A 23,383-nucleotide genomic window follows, 5' to 3' on the forward strand; every position below is an offset into this window, starting at 1 on the left:
ATTATTTATCTCCTTCCATTTGTGTTAACGAAGCGTCAATAGTTTCCTCATTAATTCCCATCTTTACCAAGCTGTAGCCGCTAGTTTCGTCAAAATCTGGTAGCTGGTATACAATGTATGCTGCGTAAGACAACAATAAAGCATCAGCGTTAACTAACTCTTCTGCTGTAATGTCTTCTGAATTTAACTTTACCGAATATTTTAAAATATCAATTATTTCATCAATACTAAATTCTGAAGAATTATCCTCTTCAATAGATACAAGCGCTAATATCCAAAAGATACTTTGAACATCATTAAAGTTATTTTCAAGAAGCGGAAGCACAACAGCTATTAACTGCTCATTTCTAGATATTAGATTATCCATTTACGCGACCTCCTGTTCACATTCCACTAACCAAGCATTTATGGCTTCTCTTCTCCAACCAATGAAGTGGTTTCCACGCTTCATTGGTTTGGGGAAAATCCCTGCGTTTACCCACCGGAACAAGGTCGATTTACTCTTCCCAATCAATGTTGTTATATCATTGATATTTAAAATTAATTTTTCTTTCATGTTTTTTCCTCGTAGTTGAATTTACGAGACCAGAATAACGTGAGAGAATCAGGCAAGATAAACATGGGTTGTATAAACCCATGACTATACTTTAATTAAGGTTTGTGATATGTCAGTTGAAGTTAATGGGCTAAAAGCGGCTTTTTGGTGTCGTTTAATATTTGATGTATGGGGGGTGTCTTCTCCAGAGGAGATGTTTAACTATAAGTCCGCTCGTTCAGCCTTTACAGAAAATAAATATCGAATAGATGAAATTTTTGATCTTTATAAAGGCTCCAAAAAACAAGATAGGGCATACGATATACTTTATGAAAACAACAACAACGTAAAAAAGTGGAGTGGTTATTTTTTAGGGAAAAGTTCTCCCAGTCTAAAATTTGTAAACGAAGTTGATGAATTGGTAGCAGGCAGTGAATTCTTTTTTAAATATGGGGCGAAATCATTATTTAATGTTATGTCTGCTAAATCACCTGAAGAAGCTTTAAATAACTTTAAGGAAGAGTTAATTGAATGTTTTGAAAAACCCGACGATACGCACTTCATTCATAAAAATGTGATTGGTGAAATTATTTACGAAAATGAACCACCTAGTTACGAATATGATCTTGTAGCCATGACAGAAGAAGATATCGAAAGCCTCCAGTCAAATAATTGGCTTGCAGAATACAGAAAACTACGTGCTTTTCTGCCAAATATCGATGCTTTTCATAATGGATTTCCAAAATCAGAAGTTAATAACTTATATATACATATTGCATATGAAGTAATTTCTGCCAAATTTTTAACTGAAGAATATAAATATCATAATTTGGCTAAAGTATTGTTTGTGAAGCATGGCATAAACGCTATTGAAAACTTCGAACACGAAATGGGAATCCCCAATTCATTATGGCTAGATATTACATTTATTAAAGATGCATTTGATTGGTACAGTACTTACCTAACAGAAGCATAAAAATCCTAGTTTAGACAATGGTGTATTCTGTTTTTAATTGGTCTAAATGATCAGCCCAGAATTGCATCATTTTTTTTCTATTAGGTAGATATTTAGCATGGTTGTACGCTCGTGAAGTTTCAGTTCCAGTAAGATGTGCTAGCTGCATTTCTACATGGTCTTCATCCCACCCCTCTTCATTTAAAGTCGTAGATGCTGTGCCTCTAAATCCGTGGGTAGTCATAACGTCACCTGTATAACCCAATGTTCTTAATCTATTTGTCATAACATTTTTACTAATCGGGTTGTTACTATTTCTTAAGCTTGGAAAAACAAATGGTGAGTAGCCTGTTACTTCTTGAATAGATATTAATTGTTCAATAACTTGAGTCGCCATGGGGACTAAATGCATCCGTTCTTTTTTCATATGTTCAGCAGGTATACGAATTAGACGAGCTTCAAAGTCTATATACTCCCACTTTAGATTTCTAACCTCTGTTGGCCGTAAAAATACTCTGGGAATTAGTTTTAATGCTTCAACTGTACAAAAAGTTCCTGATGGCAAAGTGTCTACATCGAATATTAATTTTCCCAGCAGTTTAGAGTTAATAATGGCAGAAAATGATTTAGCTTTTGGTATAGGACTGATGATATCCCTCAAAGCTAAACCTTGAGCAGGGTTTGTTCTTGTTAATCTATGCCCTAGAGCAAAACCAAAAATCCTATTCAGTACAGACAAAATTACAGGTGCCTTTTTCAGGTTACCTGAATATTCAATTTCTAGCATTAATTCCGTGATATGCCCTGCATCTATTTCATCTACAGCTAAAGAACACAATTTTTTAGCATCTTCAGTGATCCAACGTTTGATTTTTTTTGCATGGTCTTCGCTCCATGAAGACTGTTGTTTCCCCCACCAATTCAATGCTACGACACTGAAGGTCTTATCGCTAACCTCTGAAGCTTTTTTTACCGTCTTTCTCTCTACCATAGGGTCTATCCCTTGTGATAGCAGGATACGCGCATTATCAGCCCCTTCTCTTGCTTTACTTAAGCTTATAGAGGGGTATTTCCCTAAAGCCATTTCTTTATTTTTACTATTATAAATATATCTAAAGCGCCACAATTTTGAACCACTTGATTTTATCAATAAATACAAACCTTTAGAGTCAAACTCCTTAGCTTGTTTCTTATTTTCAGGACATGTAAAACCATTTATATCGCGAGCTAATATTGTCATATGAATTACTCTACATTGCTTAACAGGGGTATATTTAAGGGTATAGGGTAATTATAGATACATTTCTTGATCACATGCAAGGGGACATACCCTTGATTATACCCTCAAGGAAATGAAATTACATGAGGGTAATTGATTGCCTATGAAAGCAAATAAAAAAGAAAAAGCCCGTAAAACATAGTTTTACGGGCTTTTTTGATATCGAATGAAACTCGATGATATCGGGGTGGGAGGCTTACATCATGCCGCCCATTCCACCCATACCGCCCATGCCGCCCATATCAGGCATTGCAGAGCCGCCTGAATCTTTAACTGGTGCGTCAGTGATCATTGCTTCGGTAGTTAGCATTAAACCAGCAACTGATGCAGCAAATTGAAGTGCTGAACGCGTTACTTTAGTTGGGTCAAGAATACCCATCTCTAACATATCACCGTAAGTGCTGTTACCAGCATTGTAACCATAGTTACCTTTACCGTTACGTACTTCATTTAAAACAACTGACGCTTCGTCACCTGAGTTAGTTGCAATTTGACGTAATGGAGCAGACATTGCACGAATAGCTACGTTAATACCGTGTGTTTGATCTTCGTTAATACCTTCAAGATCTTTAATTGCTTCAGCAGCACGAACAAGCGCTACACCACCACCGGCAACAACGCCCTCTTCTACTGCAGCGCGAGTTGCATGTAATGCATCTTCAACACGGGCTTTTTTCTCTTTCATTTCCATTTCAGTGGCTGCGCCAACTTTAATGACTGCAACACCGCCAGCTAATTTAGCTAAACGTTCTTGAAGTTTTTCTTTGTCGTAATCTGAAGAAGAATCTTCAATTTGACCACGAATTTGAGCAACACGTGCTTGAATGTCAGCTTCTTCGCCAACGCCATCAATAATCGTGGTGTTGTCTTTAGAAATAATTACACGCTTTGCTTGACCTAAATCTTCTAATGTTGCTTTTTCAAGTTCCATACCGATTTCTTCAGAAATAACAGTACCGCCAGTTAATGTAGCTACATCTTGTAACATAGCTTTACGACGATCACCAAAACCAGGTGCTTTAACTGCTGCAACTTTAACAATGCCGCGCATGTTGTTAACAACTAATGTCGCTAATGCTTCGCCTTCAACATCTTCAGCAATAATAAGTAAAGGCTTACCTGCTTTAGCTACGGCTTCTAAAGTCGTTAATAATTCACGAATATTCGCAACTTTTTTATCAACTAATAGAATGAATGGGTTTTCTAATTCAACTGTGCCACTTTCTTGGTTAGTCATGAAGTAAGGTGATAGGTAACCACGATCAAACTGCATACCTTCAACAACATCAAGTTCATCTGTTAGCGCTTGACCTTCTTCAACGGTAATAACACCTTCAGTGCCTACTTTTTCCATTGCTGTTGCAATGATTTTACCAACAGTTTCATCAGAGTTAGCAGAAATAGTACCTACTTGCTCAATCGCTTTGTTGTCAGTTACTGGTGAAGAAAGGTCTTTCAACGCAGCAACAGCAGCGATAACAGCTTTATCAATACCGCGCTTAAGGTCCATTGGGTTCATACCCGCAGCAATTGATTTTAAACCTTCATTAACAATAGCTTGAGCTAAAACAGTAGCAGTAGTTGTACCGTCACCAGCTTCATCATTCGCTTTAGACGCAACTTCTTTTACCATTTGTGCGCCCATGTTTTCAAACTTATCTTCAAGTTCAATTTCTTTAGCAACACTTACACCATCTTTAGTGATCGTTGGACCACCAAAAGATTTGTCTAATACAACGTTACGACCTTTAGGGCCTAATGTTACTTTTACCGCGTCAGCTAAAATGTTTACGCCTCTAAGCATTTTTACTCTAGCGTCGTTACCAAATAATACGTCTTTTGCAGCCATGTTATTTCTTCCTATTTTTGTGAATTTAGATGGAGCAATGCTCTACATCAAATTAAATACTTAAATTATTGAGCTTACTCAACAATTGCTAAAATGTCTGATTCTGAAAGGATCAATACTTCTTCGCCATCAATTTTCTCAGTTTTCATACCGTAACCTTCAGAGAAAATCACTTGGTCACCAATCTTTACGTCTAATGGGCGTACATCACCATTTTCTAAGATGCGACCTTTACCAACAGCCACGACTTCAGCGCGAGTTGATTTTTCTGCTGCACTGCCTGTTAGCACAATGCCACCGGCTGATTTAGATTCAACTTCTTTACGTTTTACAATTACGCGATCATGTAATGGACGAATGCTCATTTATTTTCTCCTGAGAATTATTGGTTATAACAAATATGTTTGTGTGTAATTAATGGGGTTAAAAAAATACTTCACAAGTCTTTACGGTATTTTTTTAATTATTTAACTTTAACTCTGTTTTAAAGCCTTGCAACCAATTGAAAATTATAAATTAACATTCAATTGGCTATATCTTGAAATGATAGTTCTACATTCCAATAAAATATTTAAATCAATAGGTTATCTATTAAGAATGAATTTAACAAAAAAACTAAAAATATAGCGACTACAAAAAAGCATATTAATATTTGTAGTTAGTCTTTTCGCTTAAAGTCACCTTCTAAGGTTTCACCTTGTTGATGATCTTTATCAGAAGAAATGGCTTTAGTCTGTGTAAATACGGCTGCCTTATCTACTTCAATATCAACTTCGTTTTCATAGATATGGCCACTTTCTTGGGTAAAGCTAGAGGCATGAAAATGTGTATTTTCACCAAACCCGCTACCTTGGCTAGTTTTTATATGCTTTTGTACTTTGTTCGCTAATGCCTCTCGAATATTAGGTATAAGTAGTAACAAACCAAAAATATCGGTAACAAAACCTGGCGTCACTAAAAGTATTCCGGCTACTAATAAAACTAAAGCAGTCACGATCTCGCCAGAAGGCATCTCGCCTGCTGCCATTTTAGTTTGTACCGATTGCAAAGTAGCTAAACCTTGATGACGTACATATTTAGCGCCAAGCCAGGCACTAAGAATCACAATAGCAATAGTTGGCCAAGCTCCAATTAGCTCTCCAACCTGCATTAACACAGTGATTTCTATAATAGGTATGATAATAAATAATGCAAATAATAAGCGAAACATAAAGACTCCTGTTTTCTTTGTAAGATATATTGGGTTAAACAGGTCTTTTTCAAGCGTAAATGACTTTTACTTTACTTAACTCTAGTGTTGTTAACTTTTTTTTAAGAAACTAATGCTACCTTATCATTTGCTGTGAATATAAATATGACCTTCCAATATCAGCCACTATTATTGCTAATAGGCTTTTAATCAAAGCAATAACGGCATGGTAATTACTGAATGATAAGCGAAAGAAGTATCGGTATAAAAATAAATTACAGCTATTAATAAAAACTAAAAGCGATAATTTGATACAATTAAATGCTCGAATTAGTAACCTACATCGCTACAATGTAGCTGAAACGAATGTAATTGAAGTGATTGCTTTGAATATCCAGCAAAGCAATAAGCACTATTTAAACTGGATCAGTGAAAATTAAAGTAGTATTAATGAAAAATCCATCATCATCTTTAAACTTTTCGATTAGAACATTTATTATGTTTTTTGTTCTACTCGTAGGTTTAAGCTCTGCCGTTACTAATGCACAGCAGTCTATTTTTGACACCTCTGGTCCATCATTATTTAGTAATGACAATGAGTTTTTAAGGGTAGATCAAGCCTTTATTTTTAACTTTGATCAAGATGAAAATTTACTCCATATTAACTTTGATATCAGCGAAGGTTATTACCTTTATCGCCATCAATTTAAATTTACGAGTGATACAGCCCGTATAGCAGAAATAGATTTACCACAGGGTATAGAGCATGAAGATGAATTTTTTGGCGTGCAACAGATTTATAAAACCTCATTAAGTTTTACCCTTAACATTGAGCAAGCTGATAAAAACGCTGTCATTACGGTTAGCTATCAAGGCTGTGCTGATAAGGGCTTATGTTATCCTCCAACAAAGAAGCAAGTTTCATTAGATCAAGTATTAGAACAAACAACAAATAAAACGTCTGCTGCTGTCTTATCAGCGTTAAACAGTGATATGGCTGAAACGTCTTCAACACAAAATCAAGAAAACTCAACGGTTAGCGAACAACATCAACTCGTTGATATGTTAAAACAAGGGAGCTTATTATTAATGTTAGTTGCTTTCTTTTTAGGTGGGTTATTATTATCTTTCACCCCTTGTGTATTTCCAATGTACCCTATTTTAACGGGTATTATTGTTGGTGCTGGTAATAATAATTCAACACCTTTAACTACCAAGAAAGCATTTACGTTATCGTTCTTTTACGTGCAAGGTATGGCGGTTACATATACTTTACTCGGTGTAGTTGTTGCGCTTGCTGGCGCACAATTCCAGGCCATTTTTCAGCATCCTTATGTATTGGTTGCCCTTAGTATTTTGTTTATCTTTTTAGCCTTATCCATGTTTGGCTTATTCAACTTAGCCCTACCTGCTAGTTGGCAAAATTATTTAAATAGTTTAAGTAATAAACAAAAAGGCGGGTCTGTTGCTGGTGTAATAATGATGGGCGTTATTTCTGGTTTAGTTGCTTCTCCTTGTACAACCGCACCTTTAACCGGTGCTTTATTATATATTTCACAAACAGGTGATGTTGTATTAGGTGCCTCTGCATTGTATGCATTAAGTTTAGGCATGGGGTTACCATTATTAGTGCTAGGTAGCTCAGGCGGGAAATTACTGCCGAAAGCTGGCGCCTGGATGAATATTATAAAAAATATTTTCGGTCTATTATTACTCGCTGTTCCAATATTTTTATTAGAGCGATTTATTCCTGAAATTGCCAGTGATGTATTATGGGCATTATTGATATTAAGCTCAGCCACTTATTTATATGTTGCCAATATCAATACGGCTGCGCAGTCAGCGGAGAAAACAACTAAGAGTTTTGCCTTCGGCTTACGTTCATTACTCATTTTCTTAATGCTATTTTGGGGGGCTAACATGCTTTATCAGCTATTTACTCCTAATAGTAGTACGTCAAATATCACTATGATTGGTAGTAATAATTCAAACAATGGCGACACACAGTCAATAATTCATCAAGAAAATAAAATTCAACATTTTAGTCAAGTTAGCACCTTAAATGAATTAAATGAAGCTGTTGCACAGGCAAATAAGCAAGGTAAAACAGTTATGTTAGATCTCTATGCTGACTGGTGTGTTGCCTGTAAAGAATTTGAAGAATACACTTTTCCAGATCACAACGTACAACAAGCACTTGCTAATTCGGTTTTACTACAAGTTGATTTAACCGAAACAAGCTTGCCGCAAAATATTGAATTAATGGATCATTTTAATGTTTTTGGACTACCGTCTATTTTGTTTTTTGATTTGAACGGCAATGAATTGAATTTACAGCGTGTTACTGGATTTATGAAAGCAGATGAGTTCAGTGAGCATATCAAAGCGATATTTTAACGAGATGGCTCTGCGAGTTGCGAGTTCAGAACAATATCAACTACCCGTTTATTTCTGGTAGTTGATAGTGACTAACGATACTAAATTATACTGCTTTTCCTAATCTTTCCCAACTTGTGTTTTCCAGTATCCATTGTGAGTATATTCTTGAATAAACGCGATTAAATCAATCTCTGGCACTGGTTTTGAAAAGTAATACCCCTGAATTAAATCACAATTGTTTTCAGTTAAACTTCGCAGTTGTGCAGCTGTTTCGACGCCTTCAGCTATAACTGTTAACCCTAAGTTTTTTACCATCGCAATAGTTGACATAATAATTTGATAGTCAGCATGATTTTCTAACATACCAAAAACGAAGCTTTTATCTATTTTAATCACATCAATAGGCATTTTTTTAATATAAGCTAATGAAGAATACCCCGTGCCAAAATCATCAATTGCGAAGCTAAATCCCATCACCTTTAAACGGTCCATCATCACAATGGTATGGTCGATGTCTTTTACTAAGGTTTGTTCTGTTAGTTCGAGTTCGAAAATGTCTGCAGATAATGAAAATTCATCCAATAAATTTTTTAGAAAACCGGGTAAATCTTTATCAATAAATTGTCCCGCTGATAAATTAATGGCAATTCTAACATCAGTTAAGCCTTGCTCTCTAATCATCACCGCTAGTTCAAAACATCGATGAATAATCCAATAGCCCAGTTCAATCATATGCTGAGAGTTTTCTAAAATAGGAATGAAATCTTCAGGTGAAACCATGCCTCTTTCTGGATGTTTCCAGCGTAGAAGAGCCTCAAAGCCATATATTTTATTATCTGTAGCACGTAATTGCGGTTGTAAGCTTAAGCTAAATTGTTGTTTGGCAAGCGCTTGACGAACTTCTCCCTCTAGCATAACTCGATGGGCAACCCGCTGAAACATCTCTTGATGATAGATATGGAATTGGCTACCGCCATTGTCTTTCGCTTCATACATAGCAATATCGGCATGCGCAATTAAATTTTCGGCCTTTTCCTTACTAGACTCTGTATATGAAATACCAATACTAGTAGAAACATAAAAAATGCTTGAACCTAACTTTATTGGCTGTTTAAACTCGGCTAATAACTGCTCTGCGATATTAATGGCTTCATTTACCGAACTTAAGCCTCCTAACACCACAACAAACTCATCACCACCAAAACGGCAAGCTAAATCCATTTTACCCACACTTAAACGTACACGCTCTGCCGCTTGGATCAACAGTTTGTCGCCTTCTGTATGCCCGTTACTATCATTTACTTTTTTGAAGTCATCTAAATCTAGAAATAAAACAGCAACACCACCAGGGTAACGCCCAATATTGGCTATTGACTTACGTAACTGATAATTCAACATATTGCGATTAGGCAAACCGGTAAGTAAATCGTACATTGCAATATTTTCTAATTCTTTTGTTTTCTGCTCTACTTCAAGGTTTAATTGTTCTAATTCATAACTAAGCTCTAAGGCCGAATCACTTAAAAGGTCTAATTCATCAGAAAATAAAATAGGTCTTTTAAATTTAACCTCTCTAAATTGATCAAATCTTTTATTTGCAAGTAAAGGCAATGCACCAGACAAGCTTAATAAACGTTTACTAAACAGTCTAGCCATGCCATAAAGCACAAGTGCTAACACAAAGAATATAGCGCTAAGTGACATCAATAATTGTTGTCTATATTTGGCACTTTGTTCTTCGAAATCGGTTACATCATCTATTAATGATAAGTAAAATTCTTTTTCGCTATTATTTGCTAACGGTAACAAATTCACTAAGTAGCTTCTATCAAATAAGTCTATTTGCAAGCCATATTCAAGAACGAAATCTAAATTAGTTTCCTGATTGGCATTAAGCAAAGATATGGTGAGATCCATATTAGAAGAAGATATAACTTCAATATTGTTGTTTCTTTCTCTAGATTTTAGAGAAACACTCACGACGGCTACATCACTATTTAATGATGTGTTAATTGCGTACAGCATATCAACAAGGCTAGCTGTCATAGTAATCACTAACGTGTCACCATGATTATTCAATAAAGGAACACTGAGTAATAAATAGCACTCTTGTTGACATAGCACTTGATGGTTTGGGCTTTGAAGCTTCAGAACGTGATCAATATTATTTTGTGCGAATTCAGGTATCGTTGAGGTTTCAAAAAGTGACTTTTTATTGGCATCAACTAACCAAACATTTTCTATATTTAGATTAAGTTGCAAACCATCAAATTGATTAGCAAGCTGTTCTGCAAAAACAGTTAAATCTTGCTGCTGTGAAAACTTAGTTATCTCAGAAAAGGATTCAAGCCAAACATTCATTTTAGAGCGAAGAATATCACTGTGTAAGGCAAACTGAGCTTGGCCTTGCGCTAACGTATTTTGATGATATTGTTTATAATCATCTTGTAGTCGCGATAAAGAAAGGGCAGAAAAACCAACCGCTAAAATAAGTAATATTGATACTATCAATATTAATAACTTCGTTGGTACACTAATAAATCTTTTCATTATCAATAACTTCTCAATTAGAACCAATACATCAGCTGCATAGCCCAAAGTTCCCAATTTTTATGATCATTGGCGCTTGGATTAGGTAAAACAACTGGGGTAAGTCTACCACCGCCTTGAAGCCAGTGGTATTCAAGTCTTAACCTTAAATTACTAGAAAAATCGTATGACAAACCAATAACACTATCTCTATGATAACCAAAGTAAGCAGGAATAAGGCCACCAAATTCCTCTGACATTGCCTCTCCATTTTTATCATCTCGATCATTATAAAAATTTTCATAGCGAGCAAGCAAGGTTAATTCATCACTCACCTTAAATCGAGACTGTACATACATTCCCTGCCCAACGGGTGCTTTATTATATGTAGGAGTATAAAAGCCTTGGGAGTCAAATACTTCTTGATAAATTTCGCCACTAAGCTCCCAACGCTCTCCTTCATATAAAGCATTCATAGTGTAAAATTTAAAAGAAAATTCACCATCAAAAAATATGTCGCTAAAGTCCATTGCGTTATAACTAAAAACAGAATCTAAATAAGATATACCAAACCGCCACGAGGAAAAGCTAGGTTGCCAGTATAAGCTAGTTTGAAAATCATAATTTTGTTCTAGTGAACCTTTAATTTGATCACCTAAGATAATTTCACCCTGTTTATCTGAAATTATCGACGTACCGTAACTCAAATTAAAGTCAAAGTTTCCATAGTCATCATCACTATGACTTATTTTAAGTGCCGCCCCATCGCCGCCAACGGCAATATCTCGAAACCCATCAAAATAAACTGATTGTGGTAGAATAATACTAGGTCGAGCAAATGGAATATCTCTAGAGCTAGAATAAAGCCAATGATTATTTTTAAAGCGGCCTAAATAAAGATTGGCTTGCCAGCTTTCGCTTTTATATACTGACCAATCTAATAAAGCGTAATCAATACGAACATCTTCAGCGTATCTATTACCACCATTTAAGTATACGACTTGACCTGCTAGCCTTAAATTATCGTTTAACTGGTAGGAAGCATTAAAACCTACTTCTGTTAGTTTAGGCGATACTGCGCCATCATCATCAACAAAATCACTGTTTTCAACATCAATGATCCCTTGTGCAATAAAACCATGATATTGGAAATCTTGCCCTACAGCATCAATTGCAAACATAAATGAACATAGAGTAATTAATGCCCCAAGAAACAATTTTTCCATAGGTAAACTTACCACTTTAGTTTGTAATTTTAATAACATGTACACCCTCCATTCCTTGAGTTTTTTCAACGTAACCGATTGCACCGGGTGTCATTCGAACGCCTTCTAGAAGCTCTTCAGTTGTATTAACGGTAATAGGTGCAACCCCTAACCCAGAATAAGTTAATTTATTCCATATGCGGTCAAGTTGATAAGGAAACATTTGTAAACGTTCTTTACTAAAAGTTAAATGAAGCGCATGTTGACGGGGCAAAACAAAAACAGTAATTCTTTGAGCGTCGGCCCACTGTATTTGACGCATAGTAAAAATACGTCGTAATTGAGAAGTGGTTAATGTAGTTTCGCTAACATTAGGATGCGCGATTACTTCAACAGCTGAAGCAGTTGAACTAATACAACCTAAAAATATAAGCAAATATAAAAAGTAAGGTGTTTTGATAATACAATCCTTCTATACCTAACAATATTCAAAATGAATTTTTGTTAAATATTTACCAACTATTAAGCGGGGGATTTAATAATCACGGTAATTGGTATTAACTATAAATAAAACTTATAGTTAATTGAAAATGTTAAATAAAATCCAAAATACATTGATAAGATATCAGAAAACACTTGTTTAATACAACTAATACTTTGTTATTGCTAATAATAAATAAAAACCGCAAGGTATTGTTTATATTAAGTAACTATTTCAACTATCCCTTTAAAAACAGTGTATTAATTATCACTATTTATCTTATGAGTGTAGTAAACAATTATAAAAATAACCATTTTTTATGTCAGCAAAGAGATAAGACCAGTATTTTGCTGCTATATTCTGCGAAAACACTATAATAATCGTCAATAATAAAAAAAACGTTTTTTTATTCACAATATTATTATTTTATGTAATTATTGTAGGTAATATCAACTTTAAGGTGTTTTTAGCGAAGATGAGTACTAAGTTTGAGATTTTGGTGTTAAATGGACCTAATTTAAATATGTTAGGTAAGCGTGAGCCTGAAATTTATGGCGCACAAACATTAGACGAAATAATTGAAGCATTAGCAAAGCAAGCACAAGCGCAAGAGATTAAGCTTTCTCACTTGCAATCTAACGCTGAACATCTGCTCATAGAAGCGATACATCAAGCTTATAAAAAAGTAGATTTTATTATTATAAATCCTGCTGCATTTACACATACAAGTGTCGCGCTTCGTGACGCTTTATTGTCAGTAGATATACCATTTATTGAAGTACATTTATCTAATGTGCATGCAAGAGAAGAATTTAGACATCATTCCTATTTGTCTGATGTTGCAACCGGTGTGATTTGTGGGTTAGGTGCAAATGGATATAGTTATGCACTTCAATCTGCAGCAGCTTGGTTGAATAAAACGTAAAGTTACAGTTATTAACTGTAATAAACAACAATAATAATTAGTTATTTATAACTAATTTCATATTAATTAAAGCAAATTGAAATAAGGTAAATAAAATGGATATTCGTAAGATCAAAAAACTTATCGAGTTAGTGGAAGAGTCAGGCATTAATGAACTAGAAATCTCTGAAGGAGAAGAATCAGTTCGTATATGCCGTGGCGCCCCTGCAGCTGCACCTATAATGCATGCAGCTCCTGTTTCAGCACCAGTTGCTGCACCGGTAGCAGTAACTTCGGTAAATGAAGCAGCAGCTCCAGTATTATCTGGTCATGTTGTACGCTCTCCGATGGTTGGTACTTTCTACGCTTCAGCATCTCCAGACTCTCCTGCCTTTGCAGAAATTGGTCAACATGTTAATGCTGGTGATACATTATGTATTATTGAAGCAATGAAGATGATGAATCAAATCGAAGCTGATAAATCAGGTGTTATCAAAGAAATACTAGCAGACAATGAAGATGCTATTGAATTTGATCAACCGCTATTCATCATTGAATAAGCCCAACCAAAAAGGGTCATTCCATGTTAGATAAAGTTGTTATCGCCAACCGTGGCGAAATTGCCTTAAGAATACTACGAGCTTGTAAAGAGCTTGGTATTAAAACTGTTGCAGTGCATTCCACTGCTGATAAAAACTTAAAGCACGTATTATTAGCAGATGAAACCATATGTATTGGTAAGGCTCCTGCTCCCGATAGTTACCTTAATATTCCTGCGATTATTACCGCAGCAGAAGTAACTAATGCAGTTGCTATTCATCCTGGTTACGGTTTTTTAGCTGAAAATGCTGACTTTGCTGAACAGGTTGAAAAATCAGGTTTCGCCTTTATCGGTCCAAAAGCTGAAAGCATTCGTATTATGGGTGATAAGGTTGCCGCAATCAGAGCAATGAAAGTTGCAGGTGTACCTTGTGTTCCTGGCTCTGATGGTCCGTTAAATGACGATGATGCAGCAAATAAAGCCCATGCTAAACGCATTGGTTACCCTGTAATTGTTAAAGCTGCCGGTGGTGGTGGTGGTCGTGGCATGCGTGTTGTACGTACTGAAGCAGAATTAATAGACTCCATTGCCTTAACGAAGAAAGAAGCTGGTACCATTTTTAAAAATGACATGGTTTACATGGAGAAATTCCTTGAAAACCCTCGTCATGTTGAAATTCAAATCATGGCTGATGGTCAAGGCTCTGCAATTCACTTAGGTGAACGTGATTGTTCAATGCAGCGTCGTCATCAAAAAGTAGTTGAAGAAGCTCCTGCCCCAGGTATAACACCTGAAATGCGAGCCAAAATTGGCGAGCGTTGTTGTAATGCTTGTATCGAAATTAACTATCGTGGTGCTGGTACTTTTGAGTTTTTATATGAGAATGGCGAGTTCTATTTCATTGAAATGAACACGCGTATTCAAGTTGAACATCCTGTAACAGAGATGATCACTGGTGTAGATTTAATTAAAGAGCAACTACGTATAGCTGCTGGACAACCATTATCTTACACTCAGGATGATATTAAAATTTCAGGCCATTCAATTGAATGTCGTATTAATGCTGAAGATCCACGTACTTTTATCCCTTCTCCGGGTAAAATTACGCGCTTTCACCCACCAGGTGGTTTAGGTGTTCGTTGGGATTCGCATATCTATGCTGACTACTCAGTGCCTCCTCATTATGACTCTATGATTGGTAAATTGATCACTTGGGGTGATAATCGTGACGTAGCTATTGCACGTATGCGTAATGCACTTTCAGAGCTTGTGATAGACGGTATTAAAACCAATATCACTTTGCATCAAGATATATTAAATGATCAAGGTTTTGTAAATGGTGGTGCTAACATCCACTATTTAGAAAAGAGACTTGCTGAATTTGCTTAAAATATTCTTGCTGAACACTAAATAATTAAAGCTCTGCATTTGCAGAGCTTTTTTTTTCCTAGCAGTTTACGGTAAACTGTTTACCATAAACTGAATATAGATAATTAAGATATAAAATTAACAACGGGTAAAAAATGACAAAACAATTAGAAAAACCTACTCCACCGCAAGATGATGACTGTTGTGGTGGCGGAGCCTGTAATCCTTGTGTTTGGGATCATTATTATGCTGAATTACAAAAGTGGCGTATTGCGCAAGCAAAATTGAAAGAACAAGCGCTAGAAAAAGAGTAAAGTCGATGATGTTAGCATTCATCATCGACTTATCATCATCAACTCCTAAAGTTTGCTTTAGAGAATTACAGTGACTAAAGCCGATTAATCTCATACGTACTTCTGGCATTTGCAAATATAATAGAAATCAAAAACAACCATTAATATTGTTTTATCATAACGCTCTATTTAATAATGCCAGAGTCCATAATAATTTGTGCTACTTCTTTCGCTTTAGGGCTAGCCATCAAACCAGCAACATCACCATTATTTAGCATGCGAGAAAGCTCAGGATCATTGGTAAGTTGTTTAAAACGAGGATTTTGTTTTACAACTTCGACACGAATAAGCGTGGTCATAACCTCTTCAGTAAGTCTCATTTTTACCGCTGTTTTGTCAGTAACATCAACATCGCCCAGCACATTAGTTTCTTCTAAAATACGCTGTACCGTTTTTTTATCAAGAACAGCATTTATTTCATGCGCAGTCATTAAACCGAGTACATCTCTTTCTTCTACCATGCGGTTAATCTTCTTGCTGTTAACTAATGTTTTAACATCAGGGTCATTAGCGAGAAATAAACCATCTTGTATTCCACGGGCAGGATTTTTTAATACATATGAAGCGACACCAACCAATTGCGGCGCCTTTGGAAATTGTTGAGCCAACACACTATCAATAGTACCCCCCATAAACTGTTGTGATAAATTATTGATTGGATTGTTTTGCGGTAACTCACCATTATTCAATGCTGTATTGGCTATATTAACGAACCAAACCAAGGCTAATCCGACACCAGCACCTATCAAACCATTAGCGATTGCACCAAGCAAAGGTAATTCTGACTTTCCATCCGTTAGTTTACCAAGAATACTAAGGAGTATTTTAAGTGTGATTGAAATGACTACCCAACTGATAACAAATATAGCAAAGCCTGCAACGAAGTAAGCAACCAACCCTTGAAGCTCTGTTTTTTCACTGATCAGTACAGCCCCCCTGGTTGCATAACTTAGCGCAATAAAATAAGCGCCAATTAAACTCGCAATGCGAGCAATAACTAAGCCTAAACCAAGACAATAGCCACGATAGATAAAGTAAAGTAGAACTATTGAAAACAGTATTATTCCAATCATGTATTTTTCCTTTTAAATAAGTAGTCACAAATACTAAACACTATAATGATTACATTCAAGCATCCTTACTGATAGCAAGTTGACTAAGTTATTTTCCACTAAGGACAAGTAAAAGGCTTAGACGCACAGGTCATAGACTCTAAATATAATATAAGTACCTATATTAATGCCAGTAAGGCATTGATTGACAATAGAGAAAATTGGGCTCTATTAAGGTAGATGCGAAGTAGCTCTACACTTAAGAAAATAGATATATTAAGAATGTTGCTATTGTGCTTTCAGGTAAGTTTCTGAGTATTGTGAGCTTTAATAGCATACATGAATGGATAGATTAATATATTGTATGCGAGTTAGGTGTTAGATGAGATATTAGGTGAGTTATATAAGCACGGCGATGTTCTGCCGTACTTATATTCCCCACTTTAACCAAAAGATAGTACTACGTCTAAAAATTGAAAGTGATACCACCAAAAAATAGACGTTCACGGCCAGCCAGTTTACCTTCATTACGGCTCACCAAATATTCCTTATCAAACAAATTTTCTACACTAGCAAACAAGGTTACACCGGTATTAGGAATATAATAATTAACCGTCGCATTCCAAATAGTGTAGCTAGGAATGATACCCTCAATACCATTTCCTGACTCCACAAGAGTATTTTCATCATCAGCAAATTGACTACTCACATGTTGTACCCCAATGCGTGCTTCAACACCGCTGACATGTTCATAACCTAAGTCAAGGTTCACCAAATTTTCTGGCGCATATTGCATACGATTACCATCATTAGCTGGGTCTGATGCTTTAGTATACTCTGCAGTCCATAAGTTAGTGTATGAACCAGATAGGTAAATATTATTGTTCCAGTTATAAATCTCACCAAAATTAATTCGAGTCGCTAGCTCAATACCTTGCTGTTCACTTTTACCACTATTATCAAATGTTGCGCCATTATCTACGATAGTATTTTCGATATCGTTATGAAATAAAGCGCCTGACATAACAACGCCTTTGAAGTAATTACTTCTCATACCTAATTCGAACAAAGTACTTTCTTCAGGTACCGCACGTGCACCGGATGCATCGAGCTCTCGATCCGCGCGTGACGGCGAAATACCTTGATGAATACCCGCAAAAACTGTTGTTTTCGTTATACCATTCCATGCAACACCAAAGCTTGGAAGAAACTCAGTGTAACTGTCTGAAACACGATTTGAAGAGAAGTCATCACTGTCTCTGGTACGAACATCTTCAACGCGAAAACCCGCAGTTATTGACCAGTTATCAATATAAGTAGTGTTTTGTGCGTAGTAAGATAATGCATAGGCATCAAGCGTGGTTCCTTCACGATCTTCTCCTTCAAGTAATGCCAACTCGTAATCTAATCGTTGTGCTGTATTAACAGCATAAACCTGTTCGCGATGCGCTTGCTCTTGATGATAACGAAGACCAATAATTGCATCATTTTCAAGGCCAAATAAGCCATGCTCAATATCAGCTCTGCTCTCTGCTCCCCATGTGTAATACTGACGAGGTGCATGACGACCACCACAAATATTATTATCGGTATCACCAATATCTGATACCGTTACATTACCATCGCCATTTATATCACCTACGGCATCACAATTACGTAATCGCGATTCCCATGCACCATCAACCTCTCGGCCACTATTACTAGCACGTAAACCGTTACGGAAAGTATCTGTGTAATAAGCTTGAGACTGTATCGTAAATTTATCATTTACATCAATTTTATGAGTTAGTTGAACAACATCACGATTTTGTTCCCACAGATCTAACTCTACCGTTGGATGAGAATAAGGATCACGCGCATATTCATCCTGAGTGAGGTAGTTTTCAGTTTGGTTACGACGATCATTAGTATGAACTACTTTTAAGCCAACCGTTTGATCGTCAGTAATTTTTAACTCGCCTTTAAAACGATAATCTTTAACATCATACCCACTATCATCAAAAATACCGTCGCCCTTACTTTGTGAGAAATCAAGCATAAAACCACCGGTTTCATTACCAAAGCCAACATTTGCATGTAATCCTCGGAGGTCTTGATTACCAAAGGTAGAGGTTAGTGAACCTTCAACTTCACCATTGCGAGGTGCAGTTTTAGTAACAAAATTTACAGCCCCACCTAATGTTTGCGGACCATATAAAATTTGTCCGGCACCTTTAACAACTTCTACTCGAACGACTGATGTTGAAGGTGTCGCATAATGGTTAACGGGGTCAGTATAAGGCGCGAGTTGAAGTGGCATGCCATCTTCCATTACCATCGCTTTCGCACTTCGACGAGGGTTCTGACCACGAATACCAATATTCAAATCAAAACTCATGCTGCCATCAGGTACTACCATTATACCTGGCAAGGTTCTTAATTGTTCATTGATCGATAATGGGCGACGTGACTCAAGGTATTCTTTATCAATAATATCAAATGAACCTGCAACAGCTTCAAGTCTGTCTGGTAAGATGCCTATAACTGTCAATTTATCCATTTCAACAGTCGCGGTATCTTCTGCATATGTCGTATAAGGTACTAATAATAACGACGACAGTATAGCCGTACTGATTAATGTTGGTTTGAGAGTCATCTGGTTTCATTCTCTTTATTATTATAAAGATATTATATTAGTCACCATAAGAGAGACTTCATATAGGAAAAATTCCTGAATGAAATAAATCACGAAAATAATTTAACAATTGAGCTAAGAATTTGTATTCACAAGGCTTAACGGCGACTTAACTACTAATAGTTAAGTGCTAAAAGTGAACGACTCACAATTAATCTACAGTTTTAATGGTCACTTCAATTTTTTTACTATCACCCACAAACCATTTTTGTACGTAGATTGATCCTAAAACGGGTGGCATCCCATTTTCTGGCACTTCTTTATAACGAACACTATTTTTGTTGTGCTTTTCCAGTTCAAACTGAATTACTTTTTCCGACATAACTACCTCTACAGTTTTAATAAATTTGGCTTTTCAGCTGAATAATAAGGTATTTTTACTACAGGGTAAATCTTATCGTTATGCGCTAAGGCAAGATTGAACTACGTGATGTGATTTTTTATATAAGTAGCTATTTGAGTAGAGGTGATGCTCATCACTTGGTTATATTGAACGTGATAAAGCCGACAATATTTAATTTTAGCAAGTGCTAAGCTCATACTAATAAAAGCATCATCTTGACTGAGGCTCAGTAAACATTGAGCGATATTGTCTAAATATGTATCCGGGTTTACATCAAAGGCACTATATATTGCTAAGTATTTAGAGTTATCAATCACTAATGCTTGGGTCGCATAGCAATTGCCTTCGTAACGATGAGCTAAAAATTTGGGGTAAGCGCTAATAATATAGCTGATAATATTAGCCAGCATTTTATCTTCTGCATTAATCTTTACTAGCCATAATCCGTTACTTTGATCATTTACATACGCATGTTCAGATGGTTGACTTAATGCAGCACTCTCTAATTGATTTTTTGCTTCTTCGTATAAATTAGAAAAGAGTTTTGGTAGCACAGTTTTATTAGTTAATTCTTTTTCATTACTATTAACTAAAAGAGTCTTATCCCTCTCTTTTACTAACTTACTAGACAGCATAGCAAGTGCCGGTATTAAATGGCGACTCGTTGATGTTAATGAAGTATCACTGTTGATGACTACTTGCTTACTCGAGCTTTCAACTTCATTGTAATCGTCAATTTCTTGATAGTAAGGATCTTGCAACCATGAGTGATACAGAGTAATAAGTTTGTTAATATCTGGAGAATACTTGGTTCTATCTTGCTCATTAGCATCAATATTATGTGCGTTGGTACTGTATTCCTCTAATGCTATTGCTACCTTGTTTAATTCACTAGACGGCTTAGGTAATGATGCAACTAAATTCGCAATTTCTTTAACATCGGCGTTCGCAGTAACTAAGGTAATATTGTCTGCTTGATAAAAACGTTGATGAAAATGAGTTAAATCGTTAACTGATAATTCACCAATTGACGTACTTATCCCCCCATAACTAATCTCACTGCTTTTGTCTTTTTTAACACTGTTTTTATTACTGCCTTTCTCTGCTTGTTCTACGCCTAATAACTCTCGATAGATAACTCCTTTTTCATCGCCATCATGAATTTCATACTGTAAATCAGTATCGGTAAACACGGGATTGAATAAACCATTTAATAAATAATTTATAGCCAACTTAAACGTATGTCGGCATTGACTTTGACAGTGAAAATGAGTGGTTTGAGCTAATGTCGAGGCATTGATTTTAACATCGGTTAACGAGAGTAATTGAAATAAAGTTTCCGGTTTAGGGAAAGCTTTACTACCACGAAACACAAAATGCTCTACGCCATGAGCAACCCCGCTGTTATCAAATATTGGGGTATTTACAACAAAAAGCGCACTAAAACCGCTATTATCTACAATATTTATATGTTTTAAACCGTTTTTGTGGCGATAAATATCTTCTGATAATAGCGTTTCTAACATCATATTTTTATACGTGTAATATTTAATTGTGTATTTTCAGCATGCTTCATCGCCTTTTGATTTACACGCATAACGATCGGGTTTGATGGGCTAGTTGCACTGGCAATCGCCTCTTGAATTAAATGGTGATCTTCCGATTTACTACAAACAGGATCGGTTTTATGCATATCACCAGTCATCATGAATGCCTGACAACGACACCCACCAAAGTCTTTCTCTTTTTCATCACAACCTTTACATGGTTGCGGCATCCAATCATCACCACGAAAATAATCAAAAGAAAAATCTTGCTGCCATATATCGTTGATAGACTTATCTTTGACATTTGGAAAAGTCAGTGGCAACATTTTTGCACTATGACAAGGTAGTGCAGATCCGTCAGGCGTAACGGTTAAAAAGGTTGATCCCCAACCATTCATACACGCTTTTGGGCGAGTTTCAAAATAGTCAGGCGTTACAAAAATAAAGTGCGGTCCCTTACCATCTTGCTGATCTCTGAATTCATTTACAATACGTTCTGCTTCAACTAATTGCTCTCGAGAAGGTAATAAATGATCACGGTTTTCATACGCCCAACCATAATATTGTGCAGTGGCTAGCTCAACATAATCAGCTTCTAGCTCACAACTTAAACGCATAATAGCTTCAATTTGATCAAGATTTTGTTTCGATAAAACAAAGTTAAGCACCATAGGATAACCTTGAGCTTTAACCGATTTAGCCATATTAAACTTTTGCTGGTAAGCATTACCACGTCCAGCAATTGCATCGTTCAACTCAGGATCAGCACCTTGAAAACTAATTTGTATATGATCTAAGCCTGCTTCTTTTAGTTTTACGATGCGCTTTTCAGTTAACCCAATACCAGAGGTAATTAAGTTAGTGTAAAAACCTAACTCTCTCGCCTGCTTTACTAAAGCTTCTAAATCTTTGCGTAGCAAAGGCTCACCGCCAGAAAAGCCAAGCTGTACTGCTCCCATATCCCTTGCTTCACTAAATACTTTCTGCCACTGCTCTGTGGTTAACTCATTTTTAGTTTCGCTTAATTGGGTTGGATTTGAACAGTAAGGGCAATGCAATGGACAATCATAGGTTAATTCCGCCAGTAACCAAAGCGGAGGCCCAACAACTGCTTTAGTGTCTTTTTTTGATGTCTCAGTTACTGCTTGATTAGTCATGATAAAGCCACTTCTTTTCAATTGCGGTAGTGATAAACTCATTCACGTCGGTAGCTAAATTACCCGCATCAGGAAATTTAGCATGTAATGCATCGGTAATTTCCTGTACATTTTTTTGCCCATCAATAAGCTGCATAATTTCGCCAGCACCACCGTTAAGCTTAACCATACCTTCTGGAAATAATAATACAAAGCAGTCTTGTGCTTTTTCCCACTGGAAACGGAACATTGCATTAAGTGACGGTGTCATGGTTGGTGTAATCGTTAATGTGCTCACTTAAATATACCTTTATGATAAATAGGGTTATTAATTGCCTCTTGACCAAGTATATCTTGATAAGGAGCTCTACCTTGCTGATAAGCTAAACTCATTGAGTCTAGCATGCTCCATAAAATATCCAGTTTGAACTGTAGAATATTTAGGGCTTCTTCTTGTGTTTCGTGGGTAGTAAAATGATCTAAGGTTATTTGTAAACCATGACTAACATCACGACGAGCTTGCGATAAACGCATTTGGAAATAACGTAAACCGTCAGGTTTTATCCATGGGTAATTTTGAGGCCAACTATCAAGGCGGCTTTGATGTATTTTAGGTGCAAACATTTCGGTTAATGATGAACAAGCAGCTTGTTGCCAATTAGCTCTGCGAGCAAAATTCACATAAGCATCGACCGCGAAACGAACGCCTGGCAATACAAATTTTTCATCTAATAAATCCTGTCGGTCTAAGCCAACAGCTTCACCTAAACGTAACCAAGCTTCAATTCCTCCTAGGGCTTCATCACCAATACAGCCGTCATGATCAAGAATACGTTGCACCCATAAGCGTCTAGTTTCCATATCTAGGCAATTAGCCATAATTGCCGCATCTTTAATTGGTATATTCAATTGATAATAAAAGCGATTTGCTACCCAGCCTTGAATTTCTTCTTTACTACATTTACCTTCGTGCATCGCAATATGAAAAGGATGGTTAATATGATAGAGCTGACCTTTATCTTTAAGTTTTTGTTCAAACTGCTCTCTGGTCCAAGCTTGCATAA

At 36.3% G+C, this 23,383-nt stretch carries 23 protein-coding genes; 7 read left to right on the forward strand and 16 right to left on the reverse strand.

The window, feature by feature from the left end; all coding sequences use genetic code 11:
- Position 1 precedes the first annotated feature (1 nt).
- Positions 2–367: a hypothetical protein gene (locus tag GQS55_RS16565; protein ID WP_159821544.1), complete on the reverse strand. Its 366-nt coding sequence runs from the start codon at positions 365–367 to the stop codon at positions 2–4.
- Positions 368–556, reverse strand: a complete 189-nt coding sequence (locus GQS55_RS16570) for a helix-turn-helix transcriptional regulator (protein ID WP_159821545.1) — start codon at positions 554–556, stop codon at positions 368–370.
- A gap of 109 nt (positions 557–665) precedes the next feature.
- Between GQS55_RS16570 and GQS55_RS16575 the strand changes: the two genes are divergently transcribed.
- Complete coding sequence (locus GQS55_RS16575; protein ID WP_159821546.1) at positions 666–1,511, forward strand: hypothetical protein; 846 nt, start codon at positions 666–668, stop codon at positions 1,509–1,511.
- Positions 1,512–1,521: 10 nt separating this feature from the next.
- Here the strand turns inward: GQS55_RS16575 and GQS55_RS16580 are convergent, their stop codons facing one another.
- From GQS55_RS16580 to GQS55_RS16595, 4 genes are all read right to left on the reverse strand, one after another.
- Positions 1,522–2,730 (reverse strand): tyrosine-type recombinase/integrase, encoded by a 1,209-nt coding sequence (locus GQS55_RS16580; protein ID WP_159821547.1) that lies wholly within the window; start codon positions 2,728–2,730, stop codon positions 1,522–1,524.
- Positions 2,731–2,965: 235 nt separating this feature from the next.
- The gene (groL, locus tag GQS55_RS16585) at positions 2,966–4,618 is read right to left on the reverse strand and encodes a chaperonin GroEL (protein WP_159821548.1); all 1,653 of its coding nucleotides are present in this window, start codon (positions 4,616–4,618) and stop codon (positions 2,966–2,968) included.
- Positions 4,619–4,692: 74 nt separating this feature from the next.
- The gene (locus tag GQS55_RS16590) at positions 4,693–4,983 is read right to left on the reverse strand and encodes a co-chaperone GroES (RefSeq protein WP_159821549.1); all 291 of its coding nucleotides are present in this window, start codon (positions 4,981–4,983) and stop codon (positions 4,693–4,695) included.
- Between the two features lie 293 nt (positions 4,984–5,276).
- On the reverse strand, positions 5,277–5,828 hold the full coding sequence (locus GQS55_RS16595; protein WP_159821550.1) for an FxsA family protein: 552 nt from the start codon (positions 5,826–5,828) through the stop codon (positions 5,277–5,279).
- 215 nt (positions 5,829–6,043) lie between these two features.
- Between GQS55_RS16595 and cutA the strand changes: the two genes are divergently transcribed.
- Together cutA and GQS55_RS16605 are read left to right on the forward strand one after the other, a co-directional pair.
- Entirely contained in the window at positions 6,044–6,247 is a 204-nt protein-coding gene (gene cutA / locus GQS55_RS20330; RefSeq protein WP_159822949.1) for a divalent cation tolerance protein CutA, read from the forward strand.
- Positions 6,248–6,257: 10 nt separating this feature from the next.
- A complete protein-coding gene (locus GQS55_RS16605) occupies positions 6,258–8,204 on the forward strand; it encodes a protein-disulfide reductase DsbD (RefSeq protein WP_159821551.1) in 1,947 nt (648 codons plus the stop codon).
- Positions 8,205–8,303: 99 nt separating this feature from the next.
- On the opposite strand, the gene GQS55_RS16610 is transcribed toward GQS55_RS16605, so the two are convergent.
- The 3 genes from GQS55_RS16610 to GQS55_RS16620 are packed head-to-tail and all read right to left on the reverse strand — an operon-like array spanning position 8,304 to position 12,356.
- Positions 8,304–10,736: a bifunctional diguanylate cyclase/phosphodiesterase gene (locus tag GQS55_RS16610; protein ID WP_159821552.1), complete on the reverse strand. Its 2,433-nt coding sequence runs from the start codon at positions 10,734–10,736 to the stop codon at positions 8,304–8,306.
- A 17-nt stretch (positions 10,737–10,753) separates the two neighbouring features.
- Positions 10,754–11,980 carry a TonB-dependent receptor gene (locus tag GQS55_RS16615; protein WP_159821553.1) on the reverse strand — a complete coding sequence of 409 codons (1,227 nt, stop codon included), beginning with the start codon at positions 11,978–11,980 and terminating at the stop codon, positions 10,754–10,756.
- On the reverse strand, positions 11,958–12,356 hold the full coding sequence (locus GQS55_RS16620) for a hypothetical protein (RefSeq protein WP_159821554.1): 399 nt from the start codon (positions 12,354–12,356) through the stop codon (positions 11,958–11,960). Before GQS55_RS16620 ends, GQS55_RS16615 begins: the two co-directional genes overlap by 23 nt.
- Positions 12,357–12,876: 520 nt before the next feature.
- Here GQS55_RS16620 and aroQ point away from each other — a divergent pair.
- The 4 genes from aroQ to GQS55_RS16640 all read left to right on the forward strand — a co-directional run bounded on the left by aroQ (position 12,877) and on the right by GQS55_RS16640 (position 15,528).
- The gene (aroQ, locus tag GQS55_RS16625; RefSeq protein ID WP_159821555.1) at positions 12,877–13,326 is read left to right on the forward strand and encodes a type II 3-dehydroquinate dehydratase; all 450 of its coding nucleotides are present in this window, start codon (positions 12,877–12,879) and stop codon (positions 13,324–13,326) included.
- A gap of 95 nt (positions 13,327–13,421) precedes the next feature.
- Positions 13,422–13,865, forward strand: coding sequence for an acetyl-CoA carboxylase biotin carboxyl carrier protein (accB, locus tag GQS55_RS16630; protein WP_159821556.1), 444 nt, complete (start codon positions 13,422–13,424; stop codon positions 13,863–13,865).
- Positions 13,866–13,888: 23 nt separating this feature from the next.
- Positions 13,889–15,235: an acetyl-CoA carboxylase biotin carboxylase subunit gene (gene accC / locus GQS55_RS16635; RefSeq protein WP_159821557.1), complete on the forward strand. Its 1,347-nt coding sequence runs from the start codon at positions 13,889–13,891 to the stop codon at positions 15,233–15,235.
- A gap of 134 nt (positions 15,236–15,369) precedes the next feature.
- Positions 15,370–15,528: an oxidoreductase-like domain-containing protein gene (locus tag GQS55_RS16640; RefSeq protein ID WP_159821558.1), complete on the forward strand. Its 159-nt coding sequence runs from the start codon at positions 15,370–15,372 to the stop codon at positions 15,526–15,528.
- Positions 15,529–15,692: 164 nt separating this feature from the next.
- Here GQS55_RS16640 and GQS55_RS16645 read toward each other — a convergent pair whose 3' ends face one another.
- The 7 genes from GQS55_RS16645 to pqqC form a co-directional block, all read right to left on the reverse strand.
- Complete coding sequence (locus GQS55_RS16645; RefSeq protein WP_159821559.1) at positions 15,693–16,640, reverse strand: CvpA family protein; 948 nt, start codon at positions 16,638–16,640, stop codon at positions 15,693–15,695.
- Positions 16,641–17,085: 445 nt separating this feature from the next.
- Positions 17,086–19,254 carry a TonB-dependent receptor family protein gene (locus GQS55_RS16650; RefSeq protein ID WP_159821560.1) on the reverse strand — a complete coding sequence of 723 codons (2,169 nt, stop codon included), beginning with the start codon at positions 19,252–19,254 and terminating at the stop codon, positions 17,086–17,088.
- Between the two features lie 190 nt (positions 19,255–19,444).
- The gene (locus GQS55_RS19895) at positions 19,445–19,615 is read right to left on the reverse strand and encodes a hypothetical protein (RefSeq protein ID WP_201294525.1); all 171 of its coding nucleotides are present in this window, start codon (positions 19,613–19,615) and stop codon (positions 19,445–19,447) included.
- Between the two features lie 101 nt (positions 19,616–19,716).
- Positions 19,717–21,165 (reverse strand): insulinase family protein, encoded by a 1,449-nt coding sequence (locus tag GQS55_RS16655; protein WP_159821561.1) that lies wholly within the window; start codon positions 21,163–21,165, stop codon positions 19,717–19,719.
- Entirely contained in the window at positions 21,162–22,340 is a 1,179-nt protein-coding gene (pqqE, locus tag GQS55_RS16660) for a pyrroloquinoline quinone biosynthesis protein PqqE (protein ID WP_159821562.1), read from the reverse strand. The genes GQS55_RS16655 and pqqE overlap by 4 nt, the downstream gene beginning before the upstream one ends.
- A complete protein-coding gene (gene pqqD, locus GQS55_RS16665) occupies positions 22,333–22,617 on the reverse strand; it encodes a pyrroloquinoline quinone biosynthesis peptide chaperone PqqD (RefSeq protein WP_442872159.1) in 285 nt (94 codons plus the stop codon). The genes pqqE and pqqD overlap by 8 nt, the downstream gene beginning before the upstream one ends.
- Positions 22,614–23,381 (reverse strand): pyrroloquinoline-quinone synthase PqqC, encoded by a 768-nt coding sequence (gene pqqC, locus GQS55_RS16670; protein ID WP_159821563.1) that lies wholly within the window; start codon positions 23,379–23,381, stop codon positions 22,614–22,616. Before pqqC ends, pqqD begins: the two co-directional genes overlap by 4 nt.
- Positions 23,382–23,383 lie beyond the last annotated feature (2 nt).

The organism is Colwellia sp. 20A7 (genome assembly GCF_009832865.1).
Lineage (GTDB): Bacteria > Pseudomonadota > Gammaproteobacteria > Enterobacterales > Alteromonadaceae > Colwellia.